Below are 23,887 nucleotides of genomic sequence, written 5' to 3'. Positions count from 1 at the left end.
CACGCTTGCCGTTCATGACTTATAGCCTAGTCAAGTGACAGCGCCAAACACGGCCGGTGCAGGTGACAAAAAGTGTCAGATAGTGCGGTTGCGGGTTGTAGGAAACGGCGCAGAAAATTGCGCGCGCCCAGCAGGCGGGGCCTGAAAGGCGTTGGCATGGGCTGTGCTGAGCCTTGTTCAGATCATGAGATTTCGACTCATGCATGGAGCGTGTCTATGAAAAAACAACAAGGTTTCACATTGATCGAGCTGCTGATCGTCGTGGCGATCATCGGCATTCTGGCGACTATCGCCCTGCCGCAGTATTCGAAGTATCAGGCGCGGTCGAAGGTGACGGCGGGGCTGGCGGAGATTAGTGCATTGAAAGTGCCGTTCGAGGACACGATCAATCAAGGCACAGCTCCAACTCTGGCCAACGTTGCCAATGGTGCGACTACTACCTCCAACTGTACTTTGGCAGTTACAGGCACAGCCGCGACTGGCGAAGGCACGCTTACCTGTACCCTGCTCAATGCACCAGGTCCGGTGTTAGGTAAAACCATTACGCTTTCTCGTTCCGGGGCGGCGACGGGGAATACCTCCGGTGTTTGGACGTGTGCGACGACGGTCAACTCTGATTATTCTCCGCGCGGTTGCACGGCCAGCGGTACGTAATCACAAAGGTGAATAATCAGAATGCCCCGCATTGCGGGGTATTTTTGTATCTGCGATCGCTTCACAAAAGCTCCAATAATTTCAGCAGCTTATGAACTTTCCAAAAAACCGCAACTTGCATGTGATTTTCACGCACGTCATGCATTTTGCATGAAAACGAAAATAGCCTGTTTTCGTAACTCGTTGTTTTTAAACGAATTTGTATGCCAGAAAAAGTTGGCACAGCGTTCGCAATATCTCCGGTAACCCTGCTGACAAGCGTTACAGCAGACTTCCAGTAAAAACAGGAGTTACTCGTATGAAGAAGTTCGCTATCACTGCCGCTGCTACCGCTCTGACCCTGACCATGGCTGGTGGCGCTTTCGCCCAGTCCGCTCAGGCTACCCAAGCGCCAATGGTTCTGGCTGCCGGTGAAGTTACCGAAATGAAACAAGATACCAGCGACACCTGGATCACCACCAAGGTCAAAGCTGACCTGGTTACCGAAAAAGGCATTCCAGGCACCGACATCAAAGTCGAAACCAACAAGGGTGTAGTTTCCCTGTCGTCGACCACTGCGGTAACCGAGTCGCAGAAAGAAGTCGCCGTTGGCATTGCCAAGAAAATCAAAGGCGTTAAAGCGGTCTCCGCTGACGGCCTGAAAGCCGAGTAAGGCAAGACTTCTCGCCTGAACCGGGAGAAGACGCGACAGACGGGCCGAGCAATACGTCTGCCGCAACTTTAGAGTTCATGCGAACGGTCACACGGATGTGACCATTACAGGCCCTGGCACTTGTGTCGGGGCCTGTTCTATTTGGGCAATACCAATGTGGGAGCGAGCCTGCTCGCGAATGCGTAGTGTCAGCCGACAAGTTCGTCAGTGACAGACCGTATTCGCGAGCAGGCTCGCTCCCACAGGGTGAATTTCGTTCGGCTTAGTTACCGCGTTTGCTGTTGATCTGCCGCAGGCGATTGCCTTCGAAGCGCAGGTATTGATACATGCCGTTGTTCGGGCCGTAGGTCCATTCCTCGACCTGAAACTCTTCGCGGCGATTGGCGCTGCGCTTGTAGCCGAGCACGTCGCGACTGACCGGCTCGCCGCATTTTTGCAGCACCTCGCTTGTGCGGTCGCCGAGGCTGATCAACTGGCTGCCGCAGCGCAATGTATCCGAAGCCGACACGTGGCCGGCGGCGCAGGTCAGAACGAGCACAGCCAGCCAGTTACGCACGGTCATTCTGCATCCAGGTGCATTTGCGTGACCACGCGGCCGTCGCTTTCGGCCTCGCCGAGGTTGGCGTCGATGAAGTACACGCGGTCATCTTCGAGCTTGCCCTTGTCGACCAGGTAATCCTTGATGGTGCTGGCGCGATCCTGGCCCAACTGTCGCAACAGCACCTCGCTGCCACTCCAGAACGCGATCACGCCCTGGCGCATTTTCGCCGTGCGTTCTTCTTTGCCGAGATCTTTCCATTCAACCGGTGGCTGGGTTTTCAGGCGGGTGCGGTAGATGCCTTCGAGCAACGCGCCTTTCTCGCTTTCGGGCACTTGCAGCAGCGAGGCCTGGGCCGGAACTTTGTCGCCACGGCGCTGGAGCATCTTGTAGTAGTTGTATTGGTATTCGCGTTCCAGACGTTGCTCGGCCAGCAGTGGCCCATCGCTGCTCTTCGCGGCAGTGCCTTCGATTTCCAGGCGCAGCGCCGGACGTTCCTTGAGCGCTTGCGACAGTTTCACCAGCGCCGCTTCGGCGTCTTTGCTCAGATCGCTGGAGCCCGGCGCGAAGGACACCGTGCCGAGGTCTTCGGAGCCGCCGCCACTGACCAGCCCGCCGATCATCTTGAACGGCGCGGCGGCAGCTTTGACGATGAGGTTGCGCAGGGTCTGCCAGACGATCGGCATGACGCTGAACTGTGGATTATTCAGGTCGCCGGTCACCGGCAATTCGATGGAGATCTTGCCGTCGACATCCTTGAGCAGAGCAATCGCCAGTTTCAGCGGCAGGCTCACTGCATCAGGGCTGTCGACCTTCTCGCCCAGTTGCAGCTGCTCGACGACGACTTTGTTCTCGGCTTTCAGTTGGCCTTTGGTGATCAAGTAGTGCAGATCAAGGTTGAGCCGGCCCTTGCGGATGCGGTAGCCGGCGAACTTGCCGGAGTAGGGCGTCAGGGTCGTCAGTTCGACGCGCTTGAAACTGGTGGCGATGTCGAGGCTGGCCATCGGGTCGAACGGATTGACCGCCCCCTTGATGGTCACCGGCGCATAACGGTCGACCTTGCCTTTGATGTCGACGCTGGCCGGTTTTGCCTGACGGCTGTCGATGGTGCCGATCTGACCGTTGAGCTGCTGCACGGCGGTGGCGAAATTCGGTGTCAGGCTGAAGTCGGCGAAGTTGGCCGAGCCGTCGTTGATCGCAATCGCACCGATGTGAATGCCCAGTGGTTTGTCCTTGCCGGCCGGTTTGGCTGCGGTGCTTTTTGCACCGCTGTCGGCCGGTTGCGGGATCAGCAGGTCGTCGACGTTGGTGGTGCGATCGTCGTTGATCATGAAGCGCACATACGGCTGCAACAGGTTGACCTTGTCGATCGACAGGCTGTCGCCGTGCTGATAGTTGATGCCGTCGACCACTACTTGCTGCCATTTGAGGAAGTCGCGGGTCTTCAGCGTATCGAGGGTGTGCAGTTGATCGATCTGCGCGCGGCCGGTGACGCTGAGGGCCAGTGGTTCGGTGCTCTTGAGGTTGACCTTGAGGTCACTGCCGAGCATGCCGCTGCGCAGTTCCAGGCGAATGAACGGGTTGATATAGGACTGAGCGACACGCAGGTCGACGTCCTCGGTTTTCACGTTGAGCTGCGCGTTGACCGGAGCCAGATTGACCGTGCCGTCGGCGCTGATCTTGCCTTGCTTGCCCAGACCGCTGTCGAGCTTGAGCTTGAAAGGCGAGCCGTTGAGGCTGTCGAAATCCTGCAGGTCGACGTTCAGCGGGGTGATGTCCAGCGCCACCGCCGGTTGCGCCGAGCGGTCAGCGAGATGGACCGTGTAGTTGCGCAGTTGCACATCCTTGACCAGCACCTGCCATGGCTTGCTCGGCGCAGTCGATTCAGGCTTCGGCGAGTCAGCGGCAGCCGGGGCATCGGCCGGTTCGGCAGCGGCTTTGGCAGCCGGTTTCGACGGTTGGCTGGCGAACAGTTTCTGCCAGTCCAGTTGGCCATCGGCTTCCAGCGCCGCCCAGGTTTCCAGTTTGTTGCTGCGGATCTTTCCGACCACCACTTGCTGCTTGGCCAGGTCCAGCGAGGTGTCGCTGACGTCGAGGCGTTCGAGCCTGGCCAGCGGACGTCCGTCCGGAGCCTTGATGGCGAACGGCGCAATGCTCACCGCGACGTTGTTCAGCAGCAGTTCGGTTTGTTTCGACAGGTTGAGTTTGTACTCGGTGCTGAGGCTGACCACGCCGTTTTCCAGCACCAGCGGCACGGCGTCGCGCACGTAGGGCCAGAAGGATTTCATCTGGCCATCGGTGACTTTCAGGGTGCCTTCGGAGGTGAACGGGATCAGGCTGAAATTGCCGGTCCAGTCGATCCGCCCGCCAGCGGGGCCGATGGCGACGAGGGTCATGTCGGCGCTGTCCTCGGGTAATGTGCTGAGGTTTTTCAGCTCGAAACTGAGGTCGTCGTAAAGAAATTCGATCGGCTCGCTGGGCCGCATATCCTCGAAATGCACCACGCCGCCGGCCAGTTTGATGTTGTCGATACGCAGCGGAAACGGCTTGGCGTCGGGATTGGCGGGTGTCGGCTCGCTCGGCGGCAGGTTGAACAGGCCGAGCAGGTTGAGCTTGCCGTCCTTGGCGAAGAGGATTTCGCTTTTGGGTTTGTCCAGTTCGATGTCGGACAGGTGCAGGGCCTTGGTCCAGAGGCTGTCGATTTGCAGGTTGGCATAGAGGCGATCGAAGCCGACCTGCTCCTTGCCCGGCTCGCCGATGACCAGGCCCCACAGGGTGACCTCAAGGCTGAAGGGGTTGAGTTCAATACGCTGCAGATGCGCCGGCAGCGTGGCGTAGTTAGCCAGTTGCTGGTTGGCCACGCGCAAGGCAATGCCCGGCAGGATCAGAAACCCCAGCAGGCTGTAGAGGGCCAGGGCTGTCAGCAGTGCGCCAATCGCGCGAATCAATCCTTTGGGCATGTGCGGCTTCATCTGTCTGAATCGGAGTGCCTTGGAGTATGGCACGCGATTCTGGTTCCGAAGTGCTTGATGTGGGACAGGATTGTTCAGAAATTTCTGTAGGAACAGATCTCCCTTGTGGGAGCGAGCCTGCTCGCGAATGCGCTGGTTCAGTGAAAAACAAGTCGACTGACACTGCGCTTTCGCGAGCAGGCTCGCTCCCACAGGGAAATGTAATCGCTCATGCCGGAGGGATCACAGCTGCAAGATCAGCGTCTTCAACGGTGGCTGCTGGTCCCGCGAGGGGAAGTCGGCACCCGGGGTCATCACGCTCCATTCGCGCACCGGGCGGCCGGCCTTTTCGGCGCAGCGCAACACTTGTTCGCGCCAGTCGTCCATGCTGACTTTCGCCAGGTTGTTGCAGCAGATCAGCACGCCGTTGTCAGCGGTGGTCAGCAGCGCCGGTTTGAGCAGGCTCTGATAATCGCGCAGCAAATCGACGGTGCCGAACGCACTTTTGGCCCACGCCGGCGGATCGAGCAGTACCAGATCGTATTGGCGCTGTTCGAGGCGCTGATAGCTCGGCAACTTCTGCCCGCGCCGCACGCTGATCGGCAGGCCAGCAAGCTGACGGATCGCCGGGAAGTAATCGGACTGAATGAATTGCATCTCCGGCAGTTGCGGGTTGAGCAAACCATTCTCGCGACCGACCGCCAGATTGCCCTCGGCAAAATCGAGGTTGCACACCTCACGTGCACCGCCGGCCGCTGCACTGAGGCCAACGCCGCAGGTGTAGGCGAACAGGTTGAGCACGCTTTTGCCTTGCGCGTGATCCTTGACCCAGCCACGGGTGTTGCGCAGGTCGAGGAACAGCAGCGGATCCTGCCCGGCATGACGCCCGCGCACGCGGTAGTTCAGGCCCCATTCATGCCCGACCAGATCCGCCAGTGCGGCGTCATCGGCTTTATAGACGCTGTCCTCGCGATCGATCCGCGAGTTGCCACGGGAGCGGTCGTTGTAGACCAGCAGGCTGTCGAAGCCTAGCGTCTGGTTGACCATGGCGTGCAGTTGCAGCAGATCATCACGTTCGAGTGTCTGGTGAAAACTCTGCACCAGCAGTTGCGGGCCGTAGCGGTCGATGGTCAGGCCGCCGGCGCCTTCCTGGCTGCCATGGAACAGCCGATAGCAATCGGTGCCCTGGCTGTGCAGCGCAGCGAGCAGGTCCTGGCGTTGATCGAGGGCGGCGCGCAGCGCCTGATTCAAGGAAGACATGCGGGCGCCTTGCTGAGGGGAATTGGGGCGCGGGAGTTTAACAGTTTGCCGGGGGATCGCGTGATGGCCTTCGCGAGCAGGCTCGCTCCCACATGTGCAATGCGATCACCTGTGGCAGCGAGCCTGCTCGTGAAGCTATTGATTCAAACGTTTATCAACGAGGTCCTGCACCACACTCGGATCAGCCAGCGTCGAAGTATCGCCAAGGCTGTCGAGCTCATTGCAAGCAATCTTGCGCAGAATACGCCGCATGATCTTGCCCGAGCGGGTCTTCGGCAATGCCGGCGCCCACTGGATCAGGTCCGGTTTGGCGAAGCTGCCGATCTCCTTGCTGACATGCGCCAGCAGGTCTTTCTTCAGCTCTTCGTTGGCCTCGGTGCCGTTCATTGGCGTGACGAACGCGTAGATGCCCTGACCTTTGACGTCGTGGGGATAACCGACCACGGCGGCCTCGGCGATGCTGTCGTGCAGCACCAGGGCGCTTTCCACTTCGGCGGTGCCGATGCGGTGGCCGGAAACGTTGATCACGTCGTCGATGCGTCCGGTGATCCAGTAATCGCCGTCCTCGTCGCGGCGGGCGCCGTCGCCGGTGAAGTAATAGCCGGGGTAGGGTTTGAAGTAGGTGTCGATCATCCGCTGCGGATCGCCGTAGACGCTGCGAATCTGCGCCGGCCAGCTCGATTTGATCGCCAGCACGCCACTGCCGGCGCCTTTGATTTCCTTGCCGACTTCGTCAAGCAGCACCGGTTGCACGCCAAACATCGGTTGCGTCGCGCAGCCCGGTTTGATCCGTTGCGCGCTGACCAGCGGGCTGAGCATGATGCCGCCGGTTTCGGTCTGCCACCACGTGTCGACAATCGGGCAGCGCTGTTCACCGACAGCATTGAAGTACCATTCCCACGCTTCCGGGTTGATCGGCTCACCGACGCTGCCGAGCAATCTGAGGCTGGCGCGCGACGTTTCCTTCAACGGTCCGGCGCCTTCGCGCATCAGCGCGCGCAGGGCGGTGGGTGCTGTGTAGAAAATGTTCACCTTGTGCTTGTCGATGACCTGCCAGAAGCGCGAACTGCTCGGGTAGCTCGGCACGCCTTCGAACATCAGTGTGGTCGCACCGTTGGCCAGCGGCCCGTAGACGATGTAACTGTGGCCGGTGACCCAGCCGACGTCGGCGGTGCACCAGAACACTTCGCCGTCGCGGTAGTCGAGCACATATTTGAAGGTCATCGCCGCTTGCAGCAGATAGCCGCCGGTGGTGTGCAGCACGCCTTTGGGTTTGCCAGTGCTGCCGGAGGTGTAGAGGATGAACAGCGGATCTTCGGCGTCCATCGGTTCCGGCGGGCAGTCGTCGCTGACCTCGCGCACGGCCTGGTGGTACCAGAGGTCACGGCCTTCGACCCAATCGACCTGGCCCTGAGTGCGCTCGACCACCACGACGGTGCTGACGTTCGGGCAACTTTGCAGGGCTTTGTCGACGTTGTTTTTCAGCGGCACGAAGCGGCCACCGCGCACGCCTTCATCGGCCGTGATCACGGTACGGCAGTCGGCGTCGAGGATTCGATCACGCAAGGAGTCCGGAGAAAATCCGCCGAACACCACCGAATGAATCGCACCGATTCGCGCGCAGGCGAGCATGGCGTAGGCGGCTTCGGGGATCATCGGCATGTAGATGCACACCCGATCGCCTTTCTTCACGCCACGGCTTTTCAGCACGTTGGCCAGACGGCAGACGTGGTGATGGAGTTTGTTGTAAGTGATCTGCGCCGATTCGGCGGGATCGTCGCCTTCCCAGAGCAGGGCAGTCTGTTCGCCGCGTTGCTTGAGGTGACGGTCGATGCAGTTGTAACTGACGTTGAGCTTGCCGCCGGCAAACCAGGCCGCTTCACCAGTTTTCAGGTCATAGCGCTGCACGGTCTGCCACGGCGTGCTCCAATCGAGGAAACGTGTGGCCTGCTCGGCCCAGAAGGCACTGGGGTGTTCAATCGATTCACCGTACAGGCGCCGATACTCGTCCTGGCTCAACTGAGCGGCCTGGCGCACGGCATCGGCTTTGGGGAACGTGCTGATATCGAACATGACGGTTCCTTATTCTTGTGGTGCGACACGAATAAAGATGCGCCGAGCGCTGCACAGGTTCAAGTCATGCGCCAAAACAACTGTGGGAGCGAGCCTGCTCGCGAAGGCGGCGGATCAGTCAACACAGTGTTGAATGACGCACCGATTTCGCGAGCAGGCTCGCTCCCACAGGGGAACAGCGTTGTGCCCGAAGGCTTTTATCAGCCGCGATGACGCCCGCGGAAGTAGTTGATCAGGCCTTGAGTCGAGGCATCGTCAGCCACGGTCTCGTCGCTGCCGACCAGGCGGTTGTAGACGCCTTTGCCCAATTCCTTGCCCAGTTCCACACCCCACTGGTCGAAGGCGTTGATGCCCCAGACCACGCTTTGCACGAATACTTTGTGCTCATACATCGCAACCAGCGCGCCGAGGCGACGCGGGCTGATGCGTTCGACCACCAGGGTATTGCTCGGACGATTGCCCGGGATCACCTTGTGCGGCGCAAGTTTGCGCACGTCGTCTTCGCCCATGCCTTTGTCGCGCAGTTCGGCTTCAGCTTCCGGCAGGGTCTTGCCGAGCATCAGCGCCTGGCTCTGCGACAGGCAGTTGGCGTACAGCCACTGGTGATGGTCGGAAACCGGGTTGAAGCTGACGATCGGCACGATGAAGTCGGCCGGGATCAATTGGGTGCCCTGGTGCAGCAACTGGTGATAAGCGTGCTGACCGTTGCAGCCGACGCCGCCCCAGATCACCGGGCCGGTATCGGTCGACACCGAGGTGCCGTCCTGACGCACGCTCTTGCCGTTGGACTCCATGTCGAGCTGTTGCAAGTGCTTGGTGATGTTGCGCAGGTAGTGGTCGTACGGCAGGATCGCGTGGCTCTGCGCACCCCAGAAGTTGCCGTACCACACGCCGAGCAGCGCCAGCAGCACTGGCATGTTCTGTTCGAACGGCGCGGTCTGGAAATGCTGGTCCATGGTGTAGGCACCGGACAGCAGTTCCTTGAAGTTGGACATGCCGATGGCCAGCGCAATCGGCAAACCGATCGCCGACCACAGGGAGTAGCGCCCGCCGACCCAGTCCCACATCGGGAAGATGTTTTCTTCGCGGATACCGAAAGCCACAGCGGCGGCGTTGTTGCTCGACACCGCGATGAAGTGGCGATACAGCTCGGCTTCCGAGCCGCCCTGCGCCAGGTACCAGGCGCGTGCGGCCTGCGCGTTCTTCAGGGTTTCGAGAGTGTTGAACGACTTCGACGAAACGATGAACAGCGTGGTCTCGGCGCGCAGTTTCTGCGTCAGCTCGTGGAATTCGCTGCCGTCGATGTTTGCCAGATAGTGGCAACGTACGCCTTTCTGCGCGTAGGACAGCAGCGCTTCGGAGACCAGCTCAGGACCGAGGAACGAACCACCGATACCGATATTGACCACGTCAGTGATCGGTTTCTCGGTGTAGCCACGCCACAAGCCATCGTGAATGCGGCCGACCAGATCGGTGATCTGGTTCAGCACCTTGTGCACTTCCGGCATCACGTTGACGCCGTTGACCGACAACTTGTCGCCGACCGGGCGGCGCAGTGCAGTGTGCAGCGCCGGGCGGCCTTCGGAGGCGTTGACGATTTCGCCGTCGAACAGCGCTTTGATCGCGCCCTTCAGATCGACTTCATTGGCCAGGCCCACGAGCAGGTTGCGGGTCTCGGCGTTGATCAAATTCTTCGAATAATCGAGAAACAGACCGCAGCTACTGAGGGTGAACTGATTGAAACGCTGCGGATCGGCGTTGAAGGCTTCGCGCATGCTGAAATCCTGCATGGCTTGGCGGTGATCTTTCAACGCTTGCCAGGCGGGCAGAGCGGTAACGTCGTGAGGAGTGCGGTAGTACGCCATCGCTGCGGTTTTCCTTTTTACTTGAACGGCCTTTTGAACACGGTACAGATCAACCACGAGTTTTAGCGCATGGGATCAAATGCGTCGACACGAGATCTGGACACAGGGCGAATACAGTAAACCTCGCGCTGCGTTCTGTCTTGACTTTGTCTGACCAGATCCCTGTACTTTTTTAACATCCGCAGAGGAATCTGGCCGACAAACGGAGGTGCCCGGAAGACTTTCGCCCAACCGGCATGCACCGAAAACACCTGTGGGAGCGGGCCTGCTCGCGAAGGCGTGGTGTCAGGCAACTTATAAGTCGCTGATACACCGCCTTCGCGAGCAGGCTCGCTCCCACAGGGAAATTCGTTGCTGCTTAAATCGGGCTATCGAGGTTCAGGTGCAGGTTGTCGATCAGCCGCGTAGTGCCGAGGAACGCTGCCGCCAGAATCACCAGATCGCGATCTTCTGCCGTCGCCGGACGCAAGGTCAGGCCATGGCGGATTTCCAGATAGTCCGGACGCAGCCCCGCCGCTTCCAGCACCTGCAGCTGTGCAGCGATCAGCGCCGGGTAATCGCGCTCACCTTGCTTGATCGCTTCGGCAATGCTGCTCAGCACGCGATAGACCACCGGTGCCACGGCGCGCTGGTCTTCATTGAGGAAGCCGTTGCGCGACGACAGTGCCAAGCCATCCGCTGCACGCACGGTCGGCTCGCCGATGATCTGGATCGGCATGTTCAGGTCATGCACCAGTGCGCGGATCACCGCCAGTTGCTGGTAATCCTTCTGGCCGAAGATCGCCAGATCCGGCTGGACCATGTTGAACAGCTTGCTGACCACCGTCGCCACACCTTCGAAGTGCCCCGGACGGCTGGCGCCACACAGGCCTTCGGACAATTGCGGCACGCTGACCCGTGTTTGCCCGGCCATGCCGTCCGGGTACATCTCTTCAACCGTCGGCGCGAACAGCAGGTCGCAACCGGCTTCGAGGAGTTTTTCCTGATCGGCAGCGAGGGTGCGTGGGTATTTGTCGAGGTCTTCGCCGGCGCCGAATTGCAGCGGGTTGACGAAAATACTCGCGACGACGAAATCGACTCGCTGGGTAGCCTTGGTGATCAATGCGACGTGGCCGCTGTGCAGGTTGCCCATGGTCGGCACGAAGCCGATGCGCTTGCCTTCACTGCGCGCGCGGGCGACGGCGGCGCGCAGTTCGCGTACGGTTTTGACGGTGTTCATGCAGAGAATCCGTGTTCGATGCCAGGGAACGTAGTGGCTTTGACTTCGCTGACGTAAGCCTTCAGCGCGGACTGGATGCTGTCCTGACCTTGCATGAAGTTTTTGACGAATTTGGGTACGCGGCCGGTGATCGACAGGCCGAGCATGTCGTGCAATACCAGCACCTGGCCGTCGGTGGCGTTGCCGGCACCGATACCGATCACCGGAATGCCCACGGCCTGGCTGATTTCTGCCGCCAGTTCGCTCGGCACGCACTCGAGCAACAGCATGGCCGCACCGGCCTGCTCCAGCGCGATCGCATCGGCACGCATCTGCCGCGCCTGATTCTCGTTGCGGCCCTGCACTTTATAGCCACCGAGGATGTTCACTGCTTGCGGGGTCAGGCCCATGTGCGCACACACCGGCACACCGCGCTCGGCGAGCAGGCGGATCGACTCCGCCAGCCACAGCTGACCTTCAACCTTGACCATGTGCGCGCCGGCCTGCATCAGCATGGCGCTGTTGGTCATGGTCTGTTCGAGGGTGGCGTTGGCCATGAACGGCAGGTCGGCGAGGATCAGGGCATCGCCATTGCCACGCTTGACGCTGGCGACGTGATAGGCCATTTCCGCCGTGGTCACCGGCAGGGTGCTGTCATGACCCTGCAGAACCATGCCGAGGGAGTCGCCGACCAGCAGCACTTCGACACCGGCCTCGTTGCAGGCGTGGGCGAAGGTCGCGTCATAGCAGGTCAGCATGGTGATTTTTTCACCTTTCTGCTTGAGGCTCTGGAGCGTGGTCAGGGTGATGGCTGGCATGTAAAAAATCCTCGTTCAGGCGCTCTGGAAACTGCTGCGAGTCACGCGCGTGATTCTTCATCTACTCAGGCGCACGGTCTTGTGTCGTGCTTTGAAAGGCCTGGATTGCGCCCGTTCATGCCGGGTTGGCGGCAGCGGGACGCCTATAGTCGTGATGAGCCAACAGGAAGTCAATTGCGTGTGTTACCGCATTGTTACGCGGGCGGTGTTACCGGCGTTACTGATGCGATTCAGCGGCGCGGCGGGCCTGATTCGGGGGATTTTTGTCTGACAAAAACTGGAGATTGGCAGGTGACCTGTGGCGAGGGGATTTATCCCCGTTGGACTGCGAAGCAGGCCCAAATCTGACCAAGCTGTACACAACATGGCCCGCTCCGCGACCCAACGGGGATAAATCCCCTCGCCACACAACCACATTTCACAGAAGATTTTTGTCAGGGCTGGGGGAGGCGCTCGAGGCCGACGAACGGGCAGGCGGCCAGCAGGTCTGTCAGCGTGCGGCCATCGGCGAGACGCAGATCCTGCGGTGCCAGTTCAGCGAGGGGATAAAGAACGAACGCCCGCTCCTGAATCTGGTAATGCGGGACCTTCAGCCGTGGCTCATCGATCAGGCGACCGCCGAACAGCAGAATATCCAGATCCAGCGTGCGAGGCCCCCAGCGCTCAAGGCGCTCGCGGCCCTGAGCGTTTTCGATCGCTTGCAAGGCGTCGAGCAGCTCGATCGGTGCGAGCGAACTGTCGAGGGCGGCGACGGCATTGGTGTAACGCGGCTGGCCCGGCAGCAGCGAATCGCTTTGATAAAAGGCTGAGACGCCGGCAAGACTCGTCTGCGGCAATTGCCCCAGCGCCGCGATGGCGCTGCGCAACTGGTCGGCCGGGTCAGCGAGGTTGCTGCCCAGGCCGATGTAGATGCGTTCCATCGCTTACTCGCCCGTCGCGCTCGAAGCACCGGCGCGCTTGCGCTTGGAACCGCCGCTGCGGCGACGTTTGCGCGGTGCGCCGCTGGCATCGTCACCCTTGCCGCTGAGATCGCGGATCATGTCGCGACGCTCGCTGTCGTTGGCGTCCTGATAATCGGTCCACCACTCGCCGAGGCCATCGGTCTCCTCGCCGGCGCTTTCACGCAGCAGGAGGAAATCGTAACCGGCACGGAAGCGCGGGTTGTCCAGCAACAGATCGGCGCGTTTGCCACTGCGCCGTGGCAGGCGTTCCTGCATGTCCCAGATTTCGCGGATCGGCATGGTGAAGCGCTTCGGAATTGCGATGCGCTGGCACTGTTCGGCGATCAGCTCATGAGCGGCTTCCTGCATCGCCGGAATTGGCGGCATGCCGCGTTCCTGCAGACGCAACACTCGCGCCGGCAGCGCCGGCCAGAGCAGGGCGGCAAAGAGGAACGCCGGGGTCACCGGTTTGTTCTGCTTGATGCGCAGGTCGGTGTTGGTCAGTGCTTCGCTGATCAGCGTGTGCGTATATTCGGGGTTGTATTCCAGCGCCTCGGCACTGGCCGGGAACAGCGGGGCGAACAGTTGCAGGTCGACCAGCATTTCGAAGGTGATCGCGCCGTGCCCGGACAGGAATAGCTTGAGCACTTCTTCGAACAGCCGCGCCGACGGAATCTCGCGCAGCATCGGCGCCAGCTCACGGATCGGCTGCACGGTGTGCTTCTCGATGCCGAAGTTGAGCTTGGCGGCGAAACGCACGGCCCGCAGCATGCGCACCGGGTCTTCCTGGTAACGCTGCTTGGGGTCGCCGATCAGGCGGATCAGGTGATTGCGGATGTCGTGCACGCCATTGGCGTAATCGAGAATGCGCTCACTGACCGGATCGTAATACAGGGCGTTGATGGTGAAGTCGCGGCGTTGCGCGTCTTCTTCCAGGGTGCCGTAAACGTTGTCGCGCAGAATCCGCCCGCTCTCGTTGCGCGAGGACTGGTTGCTGTCTTCGTCGTCTTCGTTGACCGGGTGATTGGCGCGGAAGGTCGCGACTTCAATGATTTCGCGACCGAAATGGATGTGCACCAGCTTGAACCGGCGGCCGATGATCCGCGCATTGCGGAATTCGGCACGCACCTGCTCGGGGGTGGCGCTGGTGGCGACGTCGAAGTCCTTGGGCGTGATGCCCAACAGCATGTCACGCACGCAACCACCGACCAGATAAGCCTGGTAACCGGCACCTTGCAGGCGTTCGACGATATTCACCGCATAGCGGCTGAACTGCGTTTTCTGCAGCGAATGTTGGCCGCTGTTGAGCACTTCAGGGGTGCTGCGGATGTGTTGCGTACGACGCACGGGAGTTCGGAATGACTGGAACAGCTTCTTCAGCATGGGATGCACTGTTTGAAGGAATGTTCGGCCATACCAAAAGAATGACCGCATGATGGGCGCAGATTCTAGCATTTAGTCGGGGGATGGTGTAGGACGCAGCAGATTTGAGCTGCAAGCCGCAAGCTGCAAGGGTCGAACGCGGGAAAGCAGGGGAATTTCACGGAGGGGAGAAACTACAAGGGGAGCCGAAGCTCCCCAAGAAGTAGTTGCGTGCTCTTTTTATTATTGATTCGGGCTTCTTGTTTTTGTTGAGTGCCCTCGCCACGAAGTGTTTCCTTCGTGACCCTCCCAATCGGGAGCCAAGAGCAAACGGATTGCTTTGGTCGCTGAATTGCAGTGATCTGTCGATCCAACCAGTACAGGCTCTGTCTTAGGACAGTTTTTGTTGTTCTCGGCCTGGTCGTGGGGCAAGCCCCAAATACAACGCCTCTCCAAAAGAATCAGTTAGCTGCGCCTCTCGCCGTCTTGTTTTTATTGTGCGTGAGTCGATTCGTCTTATTTTTATTGTCTTGTGCATTGCTTGTTATTGTTCTTGTACCAAACATATAGCAGGGTGCGTGCCAACTTTTGCCAAGCCCAGTAAAACAAGGGGTTAGGTCGATATAACCGTTTTGCAGGGGCGAAAAAAAGCCGGGGTTTCGTTACCGATAACCCCGGCTTCTGTTACGTGAATCGACTGCGGTAACAGTTTTTTCACATTGTCATGCGTTACCCGCGCACGCGGTGGGTAACGCTCAGCTCTCGCTGGCGACCCCGGTCTTGCGCCGTGGAATGCCCAGACGCTGGCGGCGTTCCCACAGGCATTTGCGGCTGACGCCGAGTTTGCGTGCCAGTTCGGTCTCGGTCATGTGGTCCTGATGCTCGAGGACGAAATGCTGGAAATAGTCTTCCAGCGACAGATCCTCGGTCGGCTCATGGCTGCTGTTGCTGGCGTTACCGCCGGTTTGCGGCGGCAGACCGATGAACTCGTCGTCTTCCAGATCGCTCAGCTCGATGTCGATGCCCAGCAGGTCGGCCGAGATCTCCGGGCTTTCGCTGAGAATCACCGCGCGCTCGACAGCGTTTTCCAGCTCACGCACGTTACCCGGCCAGGAATAGTGCCGGATCGCCTGTTCGGCATCGGCGGCGAATTTCAGGTCGGTGCGATTGATCCGCGCGCTCTGGCGAGCGAGGAAGGCATTGGCGATTTCGTTTACGTCGGCGCCGCGCTCGCGCAGCGGCGGCAGCTTCAGGGCAATCACGTGCAGACGGTAATAAAGGTCTTCACGGAACTGACCGATTTTCGCCAGGCTCTTCAGATCGCGGTGAGTTGCAGCGATCAGGCGCACATCGACTTTCTGCGACTGCACCGAACCTACGCGGCGGATCTCGCCCTCCTGCAGAACCCGCAGCAAGCGAGCCTGGGCTTCGAGGGGCAGTTCGCCGATCTCATCGAGAAACAAGGTGCCGCCGTCCGCCGCTTCGACCAGACCGGCGCGACCGGCACTGGCGCCGGTGAACGCGCCTTTCTCGTGGCCGAACAGTTCGGATTCGATCAGGCTTTCCGGAATCGCCGCGCAGTTCACCGAAATCATCGGCGCCTTGGCGCGTTTCGACAGATTGTGCAGAGCGCGGGCCACCAGCTCTTTACCGGTACCGGACTCACCCTGAATCAATACGTTGGAATCGGTTGGCGCGACCTTGCGGATCTTGCTGTACAGGTCCTGCATCGGTGGGCAGGAGCCGATGATGCCAATTTCACCATTGCTGTTATCCACAGCAGCTTTGCCATTGCCAGCGGCAGGCTTGCTCGCCGTGGCTTCGCCGGCAGCCGGCACTGACTGGCGATCACGCAGGATCCGCGCAACCGCCTGGAGCATTTCATCGTGGTCGAACGGCTTGGCGATGTAATCGACCGCGCCCATTTTCATCGAGTCGACCGCCGAGCGCAGGCTGGCGTAACTGGTCATGATCAGCACCGGTGTGCCCTGGCCGAGCTTGATCAGCTCGGTGCCCGGAGCGCCCGGCAGGCGCAGGTCGCTGACGATCAGATCGAACGTAGGAATGGTGAAGCGTTCTTGTGCTTCCTGCACTGATCCGGCTTCGCTGACCTGGTACTGGTTGCGTTCCAGCAGGCGGCGCAAGGCGGAGCGGATAATGGTTTCGTCTTCGACGATCAAAATGTGCGGCATTGATTCGATACTCTCGACGGTCTCAGTTCACAGCGGACGTCGCTTCGACATGACGCGGTAAGGTCACCCGGATACGGGTGCCGCGTTGGCTTTGTACATCAGCCGGGCTGTCGATGGTGATTTGTCCATAATGCTCTTCAACGATGGAATAGACCAGTGCAAGGCCCAGACCGGTGCCTTCACCCGGATCCTTGGTGGTGAAGAAAGGTTCGAACAATCGGTCCATGATGCTCGACGGAATACCACTGCCTTCGTCTTCGACGATCAGATCGACCGTGTGTTCGCCGGCTTCGCTCTTGACCCGTACCGCACTGTGCGGCGGCGAGGCGTCGCGGGCGTTGGAGAGCAGATTGATCAGCACCTGGGCAAGCCGTTGCGGGTCGCCTTCGACCCAATGGTCGGGATCGCACAGGTTGTAGAACTGCACTTCGAAATTGCGTCGGTTCAGCGCCAGCAGGCCGATGGCGTCCTGCGCGACTTCGGCCAGACACACTGGTTCGTCGTTGTGCTGATGGCTGCCGGCATGGGCGAAGCTCATCAGCGACTGGACGATGCGCGAGACGCGTTTGGTCTGCTCAAGAATCTGCCCGCTGATTTCCGTCAGCTCGCCGTCGTCTTCACGCTCTTCGCGCAGGTTCTGCGCCAGGCAGGCGATGCCGGTGATCGGGTTGCCGATTTCGTGGGCCACCCCCGCTGCGAGTCTGCCGATGCTGGCCAGCCGTTCGGAATGCACCAGTTTGTCTTCGAGCATCTGCGTTTCGGTCAGATCCTCGACCAGTAACACCAGGCCACTGTTACCCGGGGCCAACGGCTCGTCGATTGCCGCTTTGTGCAGATTCAGCCAGCGGGTCTGACCATCGAGGGCCAGATGCTGTTTGTGCAAATGCTCGTCGGGCAGGTTGATGAAGCCTTGCAGCAGTTCTTTCCACGGGTTGGCGATGGTACTCAGACGCGAACCGACCACTCGCTGCGCGGCGATGCCGGTCAGCTCTTCCATGGCCTTGTTCCACATCAGGATCTCCTGATCCTTGGCCAGCGAGCAGACGCCCATCGGCAGTTCCTGCAAGGTCTGGCGGTGGTAGCGGCGCAGGGCGTCGAGCTCGGCGGCCAGGCCGGTGAGGCGCGAGTGATAATCCTCGAGACGGCTTTCAATGAAGTGGATGTCTTCGGTGACATAGTTTTCGCCGCCAGCCTTATAGGGCAGGAAGGTTTCCACCATATCCTGCGCAACGCTCGGGCCCATCAGGCCGGACAGGTTGGCCTCAATGCGGTCGCGCAACCGGCGCAAGGCATACGGCCGGCGTTCATCGAAGGGCAGATACAAGTCGCGCAGCGCTTGCTCGACTTCTTTCTGCGCAGCCTTGGCGCCGAGCGGTTTGGCCAGTTGCGTGGCGAATTCCTGCGGCGAGGCGGCGTGCAGTTCGCGGCGTTGCGGGCGCCGCACGTTATCCACCGCACAGGCTTCGGCGGCGCTGGCTTCTTCCGGGCTGGCGTTGGTGAACAGTGAGATCAGGGTGAACATCAGCACGTTGGCCGCCAGCGAGGCGATGGCCGCCATGTGCCAACTGGTGTCGTCGAGCACGTAGATCATGTTCAGCAGCGGAATATAGAAACCCTGCAGATTGCCGACCAGCGGCAGCAGCATGGTCACCACCCAGACCGTGATCCCCGCCAGCAGACCGGCAATGAAGCCGCGGCGGTTGGCGGTGGGCCAGTACAACACCGACAACACCCCGGGCAGAAATTGCAGGGTCGCCACGAACGCGACGATGCCGAGGTTGGCCAGATCCTGCTCGACGCCGAGCATCAGGTAGAAGCCGAAGCCGGCCATGATGATCGCCACGATCAGCGCCCGACGGGTCCATTTCAGCCAGCGGTAGATGTTGCCTTCGGCCGGCGGTTGATAAAGCGGCAGCACCAGATGGTTCAGCGCCATGCCCGACAAGGCCAGGGTGGTGACGATGATCAGGCCACTGGCGGCGGACAGGCCACCGACGTAGGCAAGCAAGGCCAACGGTTTGCTGTTGGCGGCGATGCCGATGCCGAGGGTGAAATATTCCGGGTCTGTGGTGGCGCCGAGTTTCAGCCCGGCCCAGAGAATCAGCGGTACGGCAAGACTCATCAACAGCAGAAACAGCGGCAGGCCCCAACTGGCGCTGACCAGCGAGCGCGGGTTGAGGTTTTCCGTAAAGGTCATGTGATACATGTGCGGCATCACGATCGCCGAGGCGAAGAACACCAGCAACAGCGTGCGCCACGGGCCTTCCTGCAACGGCGTGTGCAGGGCGGCGAGGGCGGTCTGGTTTTGCAGCAGCCACAGTTCGAGCTGTTGCGGGCCGTCGAACACACCATACAGCGCGTACAGGCCAACGCCGCCGAGAGCGATCAGTTTGATGATCGATTCGAAGGCAATCGCGAACACCAGCCCTTCATGTTTCTCGCGCGTGGCGATATGCCGGGAACCGAAGAAGATTGTGAACAGAATGATCAGCGCACAGAACGCCAGCGCCACGCGGCTCTGCACGCGTTCGCCGGTGAGGATGCCGATCGAGTCGGCCACAGCCTGAATCTGCAGGGCAAGCAATGGCAAGACGCCAATCAGCATGAAAATCGTGGTCAGCGCGCCGGCCCAGGTGCTGCGAAAGCGGAAGGCAAACAGGTCGGCCAGCGACGACAGTTGATAGGTGCGGGTGATCTTCAGGATCGGATAGAGCAGCACCGGCGCCAGCAGGAATGCACCGGACACGCCGAGATAACTGGACAGAAAGCCGTAACCGTACTGATAGGCCAGGCCCACCGTGCCGTAGAACGCCCAGGCGCTGGCGTAAACCCCCAGCGACAGGGTGTAGGTCAACGGGTGGCGAATGATCGCGCGCGGGATCATGCCCCGTTCGCTGACCCAGGCAACGCCGAACAGCGCCGCCAGGTACGCGGCGCTGATCAGGATCATCTGGGTCAGGCTAAAGCTCATCGGCATCTTTTTGGCTCTGCAGGATGAAGGTCACGACAATCAGGATCAGCCAGAGCAGATAAGGGCGATACCAGGCGCCCGTCGCGTCGATCCACCAGTCCATGATGGCGGGGGAGAACAGGTAGATCCCGACGACCAGAAGCAGGACCAAGCGATAGATGTACATCCCGGCCTCTCTTTTTTATGCGCGTGCCCGAAAACGTGCGGCGATGGTAACGGATGGGCGCGCGACTGCAAGTGTCGTCATTGCAGTTGCGCTTCGGGCAGGGTCAATGTGCGCGGGATCCGGTCGGCATCCCAATGCGCGCTGCCCCAGGCCAGCAGTTCGCGCGGCGAAGCGTGAGCCAGTTCGGTGCCGGGATTCTGCCCCAGCGCGCGCAAGGCCCGCAGCAGCAACGGCGTGGCCTGATCGGCCTCGAGCGGCGGCGAGCGGTAGGACTTGCCGAGTTTGTTGCCGTCCGGCTGGGTGATCAGCGGCAGGTGCAGATAGCGCGGCTGTTTCAGGCCGAGCAGTTCTTGCAGGTACAACTGACGCGGCGTCGAATCGAGCAGATCGGCGCCACGCACAATGTCGGTGATGCCTTGCCAAGCGTCGTCGAGCACCACCGCCAATTGATAAGCGTAGAGACCATCGCGCCGACGGATGACGAAGTCGCCGACGTCGCGGCCCAGGTGCTGACGGTATTCGCCCTGCACGCGATCAATGAAGTGGTATTCCAACTCCGGCACGCGCAGGCGGATCGCGGCGTCGTGCTGTTCATGCCCGGCATTGCGGCAAAACCCCGGATAAATCCCGTGATAGGGCTCCAGTTGTTTGCGCGAGCAGGTGCAGGCGTAGGCCAGACCGTGATTGAACAGGCTGTCGAGCACTTCGGCATAAGCCGCGTGTCGATCGCTTTGGCGGACCATTTCGCCGTCCCATTCGAAACCGTAGCTTTCCAGCGCCTTGAGAATCGCCGCTTGCGCACCGGGCTCTTCGCGCGGCGGATCGAGATCTTCCATGCGCACCAGCCAGCGCCCACCGACGGAGCGGGCGTCGAGGTAAGACGCCAACGCAGCGACCAGCGAACCGAAGTGCAGGTGGCCACTGGGGGTGGGGGCGAAGCGGCCGATGTAGGCGGGGGATTTGGCAGTCATGGAGGCGATAAAGGCTATTCAGAATTTAAGCAGGTTACCCCTGTGGGAGCGAGCCTGCTCGCGAAAGCGCTGTGTCAGGCAATAATAAGCTGTCTGAAAGGACGCTTTCGCGAGCAGGCTCGCTCCCACAGGGGCAGAAGCAAGTACGGCAGGCGAAGAGCAGAAACAAAAACGGAGCGTTCGCACGCTCCGTTTTTCGTTCAGGTCGAGATTACTTGCCGACCTGCTTTTCCTTGATTTCCGCCAGGGTCTTGCAGTCGATGCACAGATCCGCTGTCGGGCGGGCTTCGAGGCGCTTGACGCCGATCTCGATGCCGCAGGACTCGCACCAGCCGTATTCTTCGTCTTCGATCAGTTGCAGGGTCTTGTCGATTTTCTTGATCAGCTTGCGCTCGCGGTCGCGGGCGCGCAGTTCGAGGGAGAACTCTTCTTCCTGGCTGGCACGGTCGGCCGGGTCAGGGAAGTTGGCCGCTTCGTCTTTCATGTGGCCAACCGTGCGGTCGACTTCCTGCATCAAGTCCAGTTTCCACTTGTTCAGGATCTTGGTGAAGTGCGCGCGCATTGGAGCGCCCATGTACTCTTCACCCGCCTTCTGAACGTAAGGTTCGAAGCCGCTGATCGTGTCTTTCTGCTGTTGCTTTGCTTGGGTGGACATGAAATAGACCGCCTCTACTCTTGTAATCCATTGCGCAGGATTGCTCCATCACCGACACCTGCCGGCCCTGCGGCTGCAAGCGGGCGAACTTACCAGATCAAAACAGCCTGCGCTACTCCCGGATGTCGAGCCCCCGGCGGGTGGCGCTTGCAGATATCTGACAAGCCGTGTCTGTGGGAAGGGAGACCTGTTCAATCACTGATTTTAGTCAATCCTGGAGCGTACGTTCAGATCGTTACAGTCCAGCGTTCTTGAGGCTGTGACCTCCACGGGTTCTCGCTCGTTCCGGCAGACAGGTAGAATCGTCTCTTTTTTCCGTCGAAGGCATTCCAATGGGCCCCTACAGTGCGCGCAGTCGTGCGATCGAACCGTTCCATGTGATGGCGCTGCTGGCGCGGGCCAATGAATTGCAGGCCGAAGGCCACGACGTGATCCATCTGGAAATCGGCGAGCCGGACTTCACCACCGCCGAGCCGATCATTCGCGCCGGACAAGCTGCGTTGACGGCGGGAAAGACCCGCTACACCGCCGCCCGTGGCATTCCCGAACTGCGCGAGGCGATCGCCGGTTTCTACCAATCGCGTTACGGCCTGAATATCGACCCACGACGGATTCTGATCACGCCGGGCGGCTCCGGCGCGCTGTTGCTGGCCAGTGCCCTGTTGGTCGATCCGGGTAAACACTGGCTGCTCGCCGACCCGGGCTACCCGTGCAATCGGCATTTCTTGCGGCTGGTCGAAGGCGCGGCGCAATTGGTGCCGGTCGGGCCGGAGGTGCGTTATCAACTGACCCCGGATCTGGTCGAGCGGCATTGGGATCACGACAGTGTCGGCGCCCTTGTCGCTTCGCCGGCCAACCCGACGGGTACTTTGCTGACCCGCGATGAACTGGGCGGATTATCCACAGCGATCAAGGCCAGGCACGGGCACTTGGTGGTGGATGAGATCTACCACGGCCTGACCTACGGCACTGATGCCGCCAGTGTGCTGGAAGTCGATGACAACGCTTTTGTCCTCAACAGTTTCTCCAAGTATTTCGGCATGACCGGTTGGCGCCTGGGCTGGCTGGTCGCGCCGGACGCGGCGGTCAGCGAGCTGGAAAAACTCGCGCAGAACCTCTACATCAGTGCGCCGAGCATGGCGCAATACGCGGCGCTGGCCTGTTTCGAGCCAGCCACCATCGCGATTCTCGAAGAGCGCCGCGCCGAGTTTGCGCGCCGTCGCGACTTCCTCCTGCCGGCGCTGCGTGAACTTGGTTTCAACATCGCCGTTGAGCCGGAAGGTGCGTTTTATCTGTACGCCGATATCAGCCGTTTCGGCGGTGATGCCTTCGCGTTCTGCCGACATTTCCTCGAAACCGAGCACGTTGCCTTTACGCCGGGACTGGATTTCGGTCGTTATCAGGCCAGCCATCACGTGCGCTTCGCTTACACACAAAACCTCGCACGTTTACAGGAAGCGGTTGAGCGCATCGCGCGCGGCTTGAAGAGCTGGCAAGGCTGATGCGCTTTTATCCTGCTCTGGAAGAAGCGCGGCTGATTCGCCGATACAAGCGTTTTCTCGCCGATATCGAGACCGTTAGCGGCGAATTGCTGACCATTCACTGCCCCAACACCGGTTCGATGCTCAATTGCCAGGTCGAGGGCGGGCAGGTCTGGTTCAGTCGCTCCAATGACCCGAAACGCAAATTGCCCGGCACTTGGGAAATTGGCGAAACCCCGCAGGGCCGGCTGTTTTGCGTCAACACCGGGCGCGCCAACGGCTTGGTGGAGGAAGCCTTGCAGGCTGGCGTGATTACCGAGTTGAACGGCTTTACCGCGTTGAAGCGTGAGGTTGCCTATGGGCAGGAAAAAAGCCGCATCGACTTCCGCCTCGAATACCCCAGCGGCCCGGCGTATGTCGAAGTGAAAAGCGTCACCTTGGGCTTCGACGGTACGGCGGTGGCGGCGTTTCCCGATGCGGTGACCCAGCGCGGCGCCAAACATCTGCGCGAGCTGGCGCATCTGGCGCGCGACGGCATTCGGGCGGTGCAGTTGTACTGCGTGAACCTCACCGGCATCGATGCCGTGCGCCCGGCCGAGGAAATCGATTGGGCTTACGCCGAGGCGCTGCGTGAAGCGGTCGCCTGCGGTGTTGAGGTGTTGGCCTACGGTGTGCGCCTTGACCACGAAGAAATGGTCATCGACCGCCGACTCGACGTGCGGCTAAACGGTTAAACGTCGACCCACACGCCTTGTGTATCTTCCCGGCATTCAATTGCCGTGAGCGACTGCCCGGCGCAGGGGCCGGCGACGCATTCGCCGTCCTCGATCAGAAACAGTGCACCATGTGTGGCGCACTGGATCAGGCTGTTGCTTGGGTCGAGAAACTGGTCGGGCTGCCATTCCAGCCCGACGCCGCGATGCGGGCAGCGATTGAAATAGACAAACACCTTGCCGCCACGACGCACGGCAAACAGCTTTTTGCCTTCAATTTCGAAACCGCGACTGCCACCTTCGGCCAGATCGCTGCCGGCGCAGAGAAACTTCATGGCTATCCTCAAATGTCCGCTCGTGTCTGGATATGTCCGAGCTTGACGTTCAAATGCAAACAATTATCAAATGGCGACCTTCTCCCACAGG

Annotated in this window: 19 protein-coding genes; 4 read left to right on the top strand and 15 right to left on the bottom strand. The window is 60.4% G+C overall.

The genetic code is table 11. The features are described from left to right. The first annotated feature begins 216 nt into the window (after positions 1-216). Both D8U70_RS07220 and D8U70_RS07215 read left to right on the top strand, forming a co-directional pair. A complete protein-coding gene (locus D8U70_RS07220; RefSeq protein ID WP_073475464.1) occupies positions 217-654 on the top strand; it encodes a pilin in 438 nt (145 codons plus the stop codon). A 298-nt stretch (positions 655-952) separates the two neighbouring features. Beyond that, positions 953-1,306: a BON domain-containing protein gene (locus D8U70_RS07215; protein ID WP_016773155.1), complete on the top strand. Its 354-nt coding sequence runs from the start codon at positions 953-955 to the stop codon at positions 1,304-1,306. Between the two features lie 262 nt (positions 1,307-1,568). Here the strand turns inward: D8U70_RS07215 and D8U70_RS07210 are convergent, their stop codons facing one another. The 14 genes from D8U70_RS07210 to dksA form a co-directional block, all read right to left on the bottom strand. Next, a complete protein-coding gene (locus D8U70_RS07210; protein ID WP_071173628.1) occupies positions 1,569-1,868 on the bottom strand; it encodes a DUF2845 domain-containing protein in 300 nt (99 codons plus the stop codon). Further along, positions 1,865-4,816 carry a DUF748 domain-containing protein gene (locus D8U70_RS07205; RefSeq protein WP_130928558.1) on the bottom strand — a complete coding sequence of 984 codons (2,952 nt, stop codon included), beginning with the start codon at positions 4,814-4,816 and terminating at the stop codon, positions 1,865-1,867. The genes D8U70_RS07210 and D8U70_RS07205 overlap by 4 nt, the downstream gene beginning before the upstream one ends. A gap of 222 nt (positions 4,817-5,038) precedes the next feature. Beyond that, positions 5,039-6,055 (bottom strand): class I SAM-dependent methyltransferase, encoded by a 1,017-nt coding sequence (locus tag D8U70_RS07200; protein ID WP_071173626.1) that lies wholly within the window; start codon positions 6,053-6,055, stop codon positions 5,039-5,041. Between the two features lie 135 nt (positions 6,056-6,190). Then, positions 6,191-8,128, bottom strand: a complete 1,938-nt coding sequence (gene acs / locus D8U70_RS07195) for an acetate--CoA ligase (RefSeq protein WP_130928557.1) — start codon at positions 8,126-8,128, stop codon at positions 6,191-6,193. 200 nt (positions 8,129-8,328) lie between these two features. Then, entirely contained in the window at positions 8,329-9,993 is a 1,665-nt protein-coding gene (pgi, locus tag D8U70_RS07190; protein ID WP_016773160.1) for a glucose-6-phosphate isomerase, read from the bottom strand. Positions 9,994-10,351: 358 nt separating this feature from the next. Then, the gene (panC, locus tag D8U70_RS07185) at positions 10,352-11,212 is read right to left on the bottom strand and encodes a pantoate--beta-alanine ligase (RefSeq protein ID WP_024014335.1); all 861 of its coding nucleotides are present in this window, start codon (positions 11,210-11,212) and stop codon (positions 10,352-10,354) included. Then, the gene (panB, locus tag D8U70_RS07180; RefSeq protein ID WP_016773162.1) at positions 11,209-12,009 is read right to left on the bottom strand and encodes a 3-methyl-2-oxobutanoate hydroxymethyltransferase; all 801 of its coding nucleotides are present in this window, start codon (positions 12,007-12,009) and stop codon (positions 11,209-11,211) included. Before panB ends, panC begins: the two co-directional genes overlap by 4 nt. Positions 12,010-12,443: 434 nt before the next feature. Next, positions 12,444-12,929 carry a 2-amino-4-hydroxy-6-hydroxymethyldihydropteridine diphosphokinase gene (gene folK, locus D8U70_RS07175; RefSeq protein WP_130928556.1) on the bottom strand — a complete coding sequence of 162 codons (486 nt, stop codon included), beginning with the start codon at positions 12,927-12,929 and terminating at the stop codon, positions 12,444-12,446. A gap of 3 nt (positions 12,930-12,932) precedes the next feature. Further along, a complete protein-coding gene (locus D8U70_RS07170) occupies positions 12,933-14,333 on the bottom strand; it encodes a polynucleotide adenylyltransferase PcnB (RefSeq protein WP_016773164.1) in 1,401 nt (466 codons plus the stop codon). Between the two features lie 734 nt (positions 14,334-15,067). After that, complete coding sequence (locus tag D8U70_RS07165; RefSeq protein ID WP_071173622.1) at positions 15,068-16,504, bottom strand: sigma-54 dependent transcriptional regulator; 1,437 nt, start codon at positions 16,502-16,504, stop codon at positions 15,068-15,070. Between the two features lie 22 nt (positions 16,505-16,526). Further along, the gene (locus D8U70_RS07160) at positions 16,527-19,481 is read right to left on the bottom strand and encodes a sensor histidine kinase (RefSeq protein WP_024014332.1); all 2,955 of its coding nucleotides are present in this window, start codon (positions 19,479-19,481) and stop codon (positions 16,527-16,529) included. Continuing rightward, positions 19,465-19,641 (bottom strand): hypothetical protein, encoded by a 177-nt coding sequence (locus tag D8U70_RS07155; RefSeq protein ID WP_003176118.1) that lies wholly within the window; start codon positions 19,639-19,641, stop codon positions 19,465-19,467. The genes D8U70_RS07160 and D8U70_RS07155 overlap by 17 nt, the downstream gene beginning before the upstream one ends. A gap of 77 nt (positions 19,642-19,718) precedes the next feature. Next, positions 19,719-20,612 (bottom strand): tRNA glutamyl-Q(34) synthetase GluQRS, encoded by an 894-nt coding sequence (gluQRS, locus tag D8U70_RS07150; RefSeq protein ID WP_122747341.1) that lies wholly within the window; start codon positions 20,610-20,612, stop codon positions 19,719-19,721. Positions 20,613-20,823: 211 nt separating this feature from the next. Continuing rightward, positions 20,824-21,267: an RNA polymerase-binding protein DksA gene (gene dksA, locus D8U70_RS07145; protein ID WP_073475455.1), complete on the bottom strand. Its 444-nt coding sequence runs from the start codon at positions 21,265-21,267 to the stop codon at positions 20,824-20,826. Positions 21,268-21,599: 332 nt separating this feature from the next. Here dksA and D8U70_RS07140 point away from each other — a divergent pair, with 332 nt between their 5' ends. Both D8U70_RS07140 and sfsA read left to right on the top strand, forming a co-directional pair. Then, entirely contained in the window at positions 21,600-22,769 is a 1,170-nt protein-coding gene (locus tag D8U70_RS07140) for a pyridoxal phosphate-dependent aminotransferase (protein WP_110646738.1), read from the top strand. Next, positions 22,769-23,482 (top strand): DNA/RNA nuclease SfsA, encoded by a 714-nt coding sequence (sfsA, locus tag D8U70_RS07135; RefSeq protein WP_024014329.1) that lies wholly within the window; start codon positions 22,769-22,771, stop codon positions 23,480-23,482. Before D8U70_RS07140 ends, sfsA begins: the two co-directional genes overlap by 1 nt. Here the strand turns inward: sfsA and D8U70_RS07130 are convergent. Beyond that, the gene (locus D8U70_RS07130) at positions 23,479-23,796 is read right to left on the bottom strand and encodes a Rieske (2Fe-2S) protein (protein ID WP_071173618.1); all 318 of its coding nucleotides are present in this window, start codon (positions 23,794-23,796) and stop codon (positions 23,479-23,481) included. The genes sfsA and D8U70_RS07130 overlap by 4 nt on opposite strands. Between the last annotated feature and the right edge of the window lie 91 nt (positions 23,797-23,887).

It is taken from the genome of Pseudomonas sp. Sample_20, from assembly GCF_004307585.1.
GTDB classification, from domain to species: Bacteria; Pseudomonadota; Gammaproteobacteria; order Pseudomonadales; family Pseudomonadaceae; genus Aquipseudomonas; species Aquipseudomonas atacamensis.
Note: the sequence above shows the minus strand (reverse complement) of the source record. Positions and strands in the feature narration are given on the sequence as shown.

Excerpts from the sequence above, each read along its gene's own strand:
- D8U70_RS07220 (WP_073475464.1), top strand. The coding sequence starts at position 217 with ATGAAAAAACAACAAGGTTTCACATTGATCGAGCTGCTGATCGTCGTG.
- D8U70_RS07215 (WP_016773155.1), top strand. The coding sequence starts at position 953 with ATGAAGAAGTTCGCTATCACTGCCGCTGCTACCGCTCTGACCCTGACC.
- D8U70_RS07210 (WP_071173628.1), bottom strand. The coding sequence starts at position 1,868 with ATGACCGTGCGTAACTGGCTGGCTGTGCTCGTTCTGACCTGCGCCGCC.
- D8U70_RS07205 (WP_130928558.1), bottom strand. The coding sequence starts at position 4,816 with ATGAAGCCGCACATGCCCAAAGGATTGATTCGCGCGATTGGCGCACTG.
- D8U70_RS07200 (WP_071173626.1), bottom strand. The coding sequence starts at position 6,055 with ATGTCTTCCTTGAATCAGGCGCTGCGCGCCGCCCTCGATCAACGCCAG.
- acs (WP_130928557.1), bottom strand. The coding sequence starts at position 8,128 with ATGTTCGATATCAGCACGTTCCCCAAAGCCGATGCCGTGCGCCAGGCC.
- pgi (WP_016773160.1), bottom strand. The coding sequence starts at position 9,993 with ATGGCGTACTACCGCACTCCTCACGACGTTACCGCTCTGCCCGCCTGG.
- panC (WP_024014335.1), bottom strand. The coding sequence starts at position 11,212 with ATGAACACCGTCAAAACCGTACGCGAACTGCGCGCCGCCGTCGCCCGC.
- panB (WP_016773162.1), bottom strand. The coding sequence starts at position 12,009 with ATGCCAGCCATCACCCTGACCACGCTCCAGAGCCTCAAGCAGAAAGGT.
- folK (WP_130928556.1), bottom strand. The coding sequence starts at position 12,929 with ATGGAACGCATCTACATCGGCCTGGGCAGCAACCTCGCTGACCCGGCC.
- D8U70_RS07170 (WP_016773164.1), bottom strand. The coding sequence starts at position 14,333 with ATGCTGAAGAAGCTGTTCCAGTCATTCCGAACTCCCGTGCGTCGTACG.
- D8U70_RS07165 (WP_071173622.1), bottom strand. The coding sequence starts at position 16,504 with ATGCCGCACATTTTGATCGTCGAAGACGAAACCATTATCCGCTCCGCC.
- D8U70_RS07160 (WP_024014332.1), bottom strand. The coding sequence starts at position 19,481 with ATGCCGATGAGCTTTAGCCTGACCCAGATGATCCTGATCAGCGCCGCG.
- D8U70_RS07155 (WP_003176118.1), bottom strand. The coding sequence starts at position 19,641 with ATGTACATCTATCGCTTGGTCCTGCTTCTGGTCGTCGGGATCTACCTG.
- gluQRS (WP_122747341.1), bottom strand. The coding sequence starts at position 20,612 with ATGACTGCCAAATCCCCCGCCTACATCGGCCGCTTCGCCCCCACCCCC.
- dksA (WP_073475455.1), bottom strand. The coding sequence starts at position 21,267 with ATGTCCACCCAAGCAAAGCAACAGCAGAAAGACACGATCAGCGGCTTC.
- D8U70_RS07140 (WP_110646738.1), top strand. The coding sequence starts at position 21,600 with ATGGGCCCCTACAGTGCGCGCAGTCGTGCGATCGAACCGTTCCATGTG.
- sfsA (WP_024014329.1), top strand. The coding sequence starts at position 22,769 with ATGCGCTTTTATCCTGCTCTGGAAGAAGCGCGGCTGATTCGCCGATAC.
- D8U70_RS07130 (WP_071173618.1), bottom strand. The coding sequence starts at position 23,796 with ATGAAGTTTCTCTGCGCCGGCAGCGATCTGGCCGAAGGTGGCAGTCGC.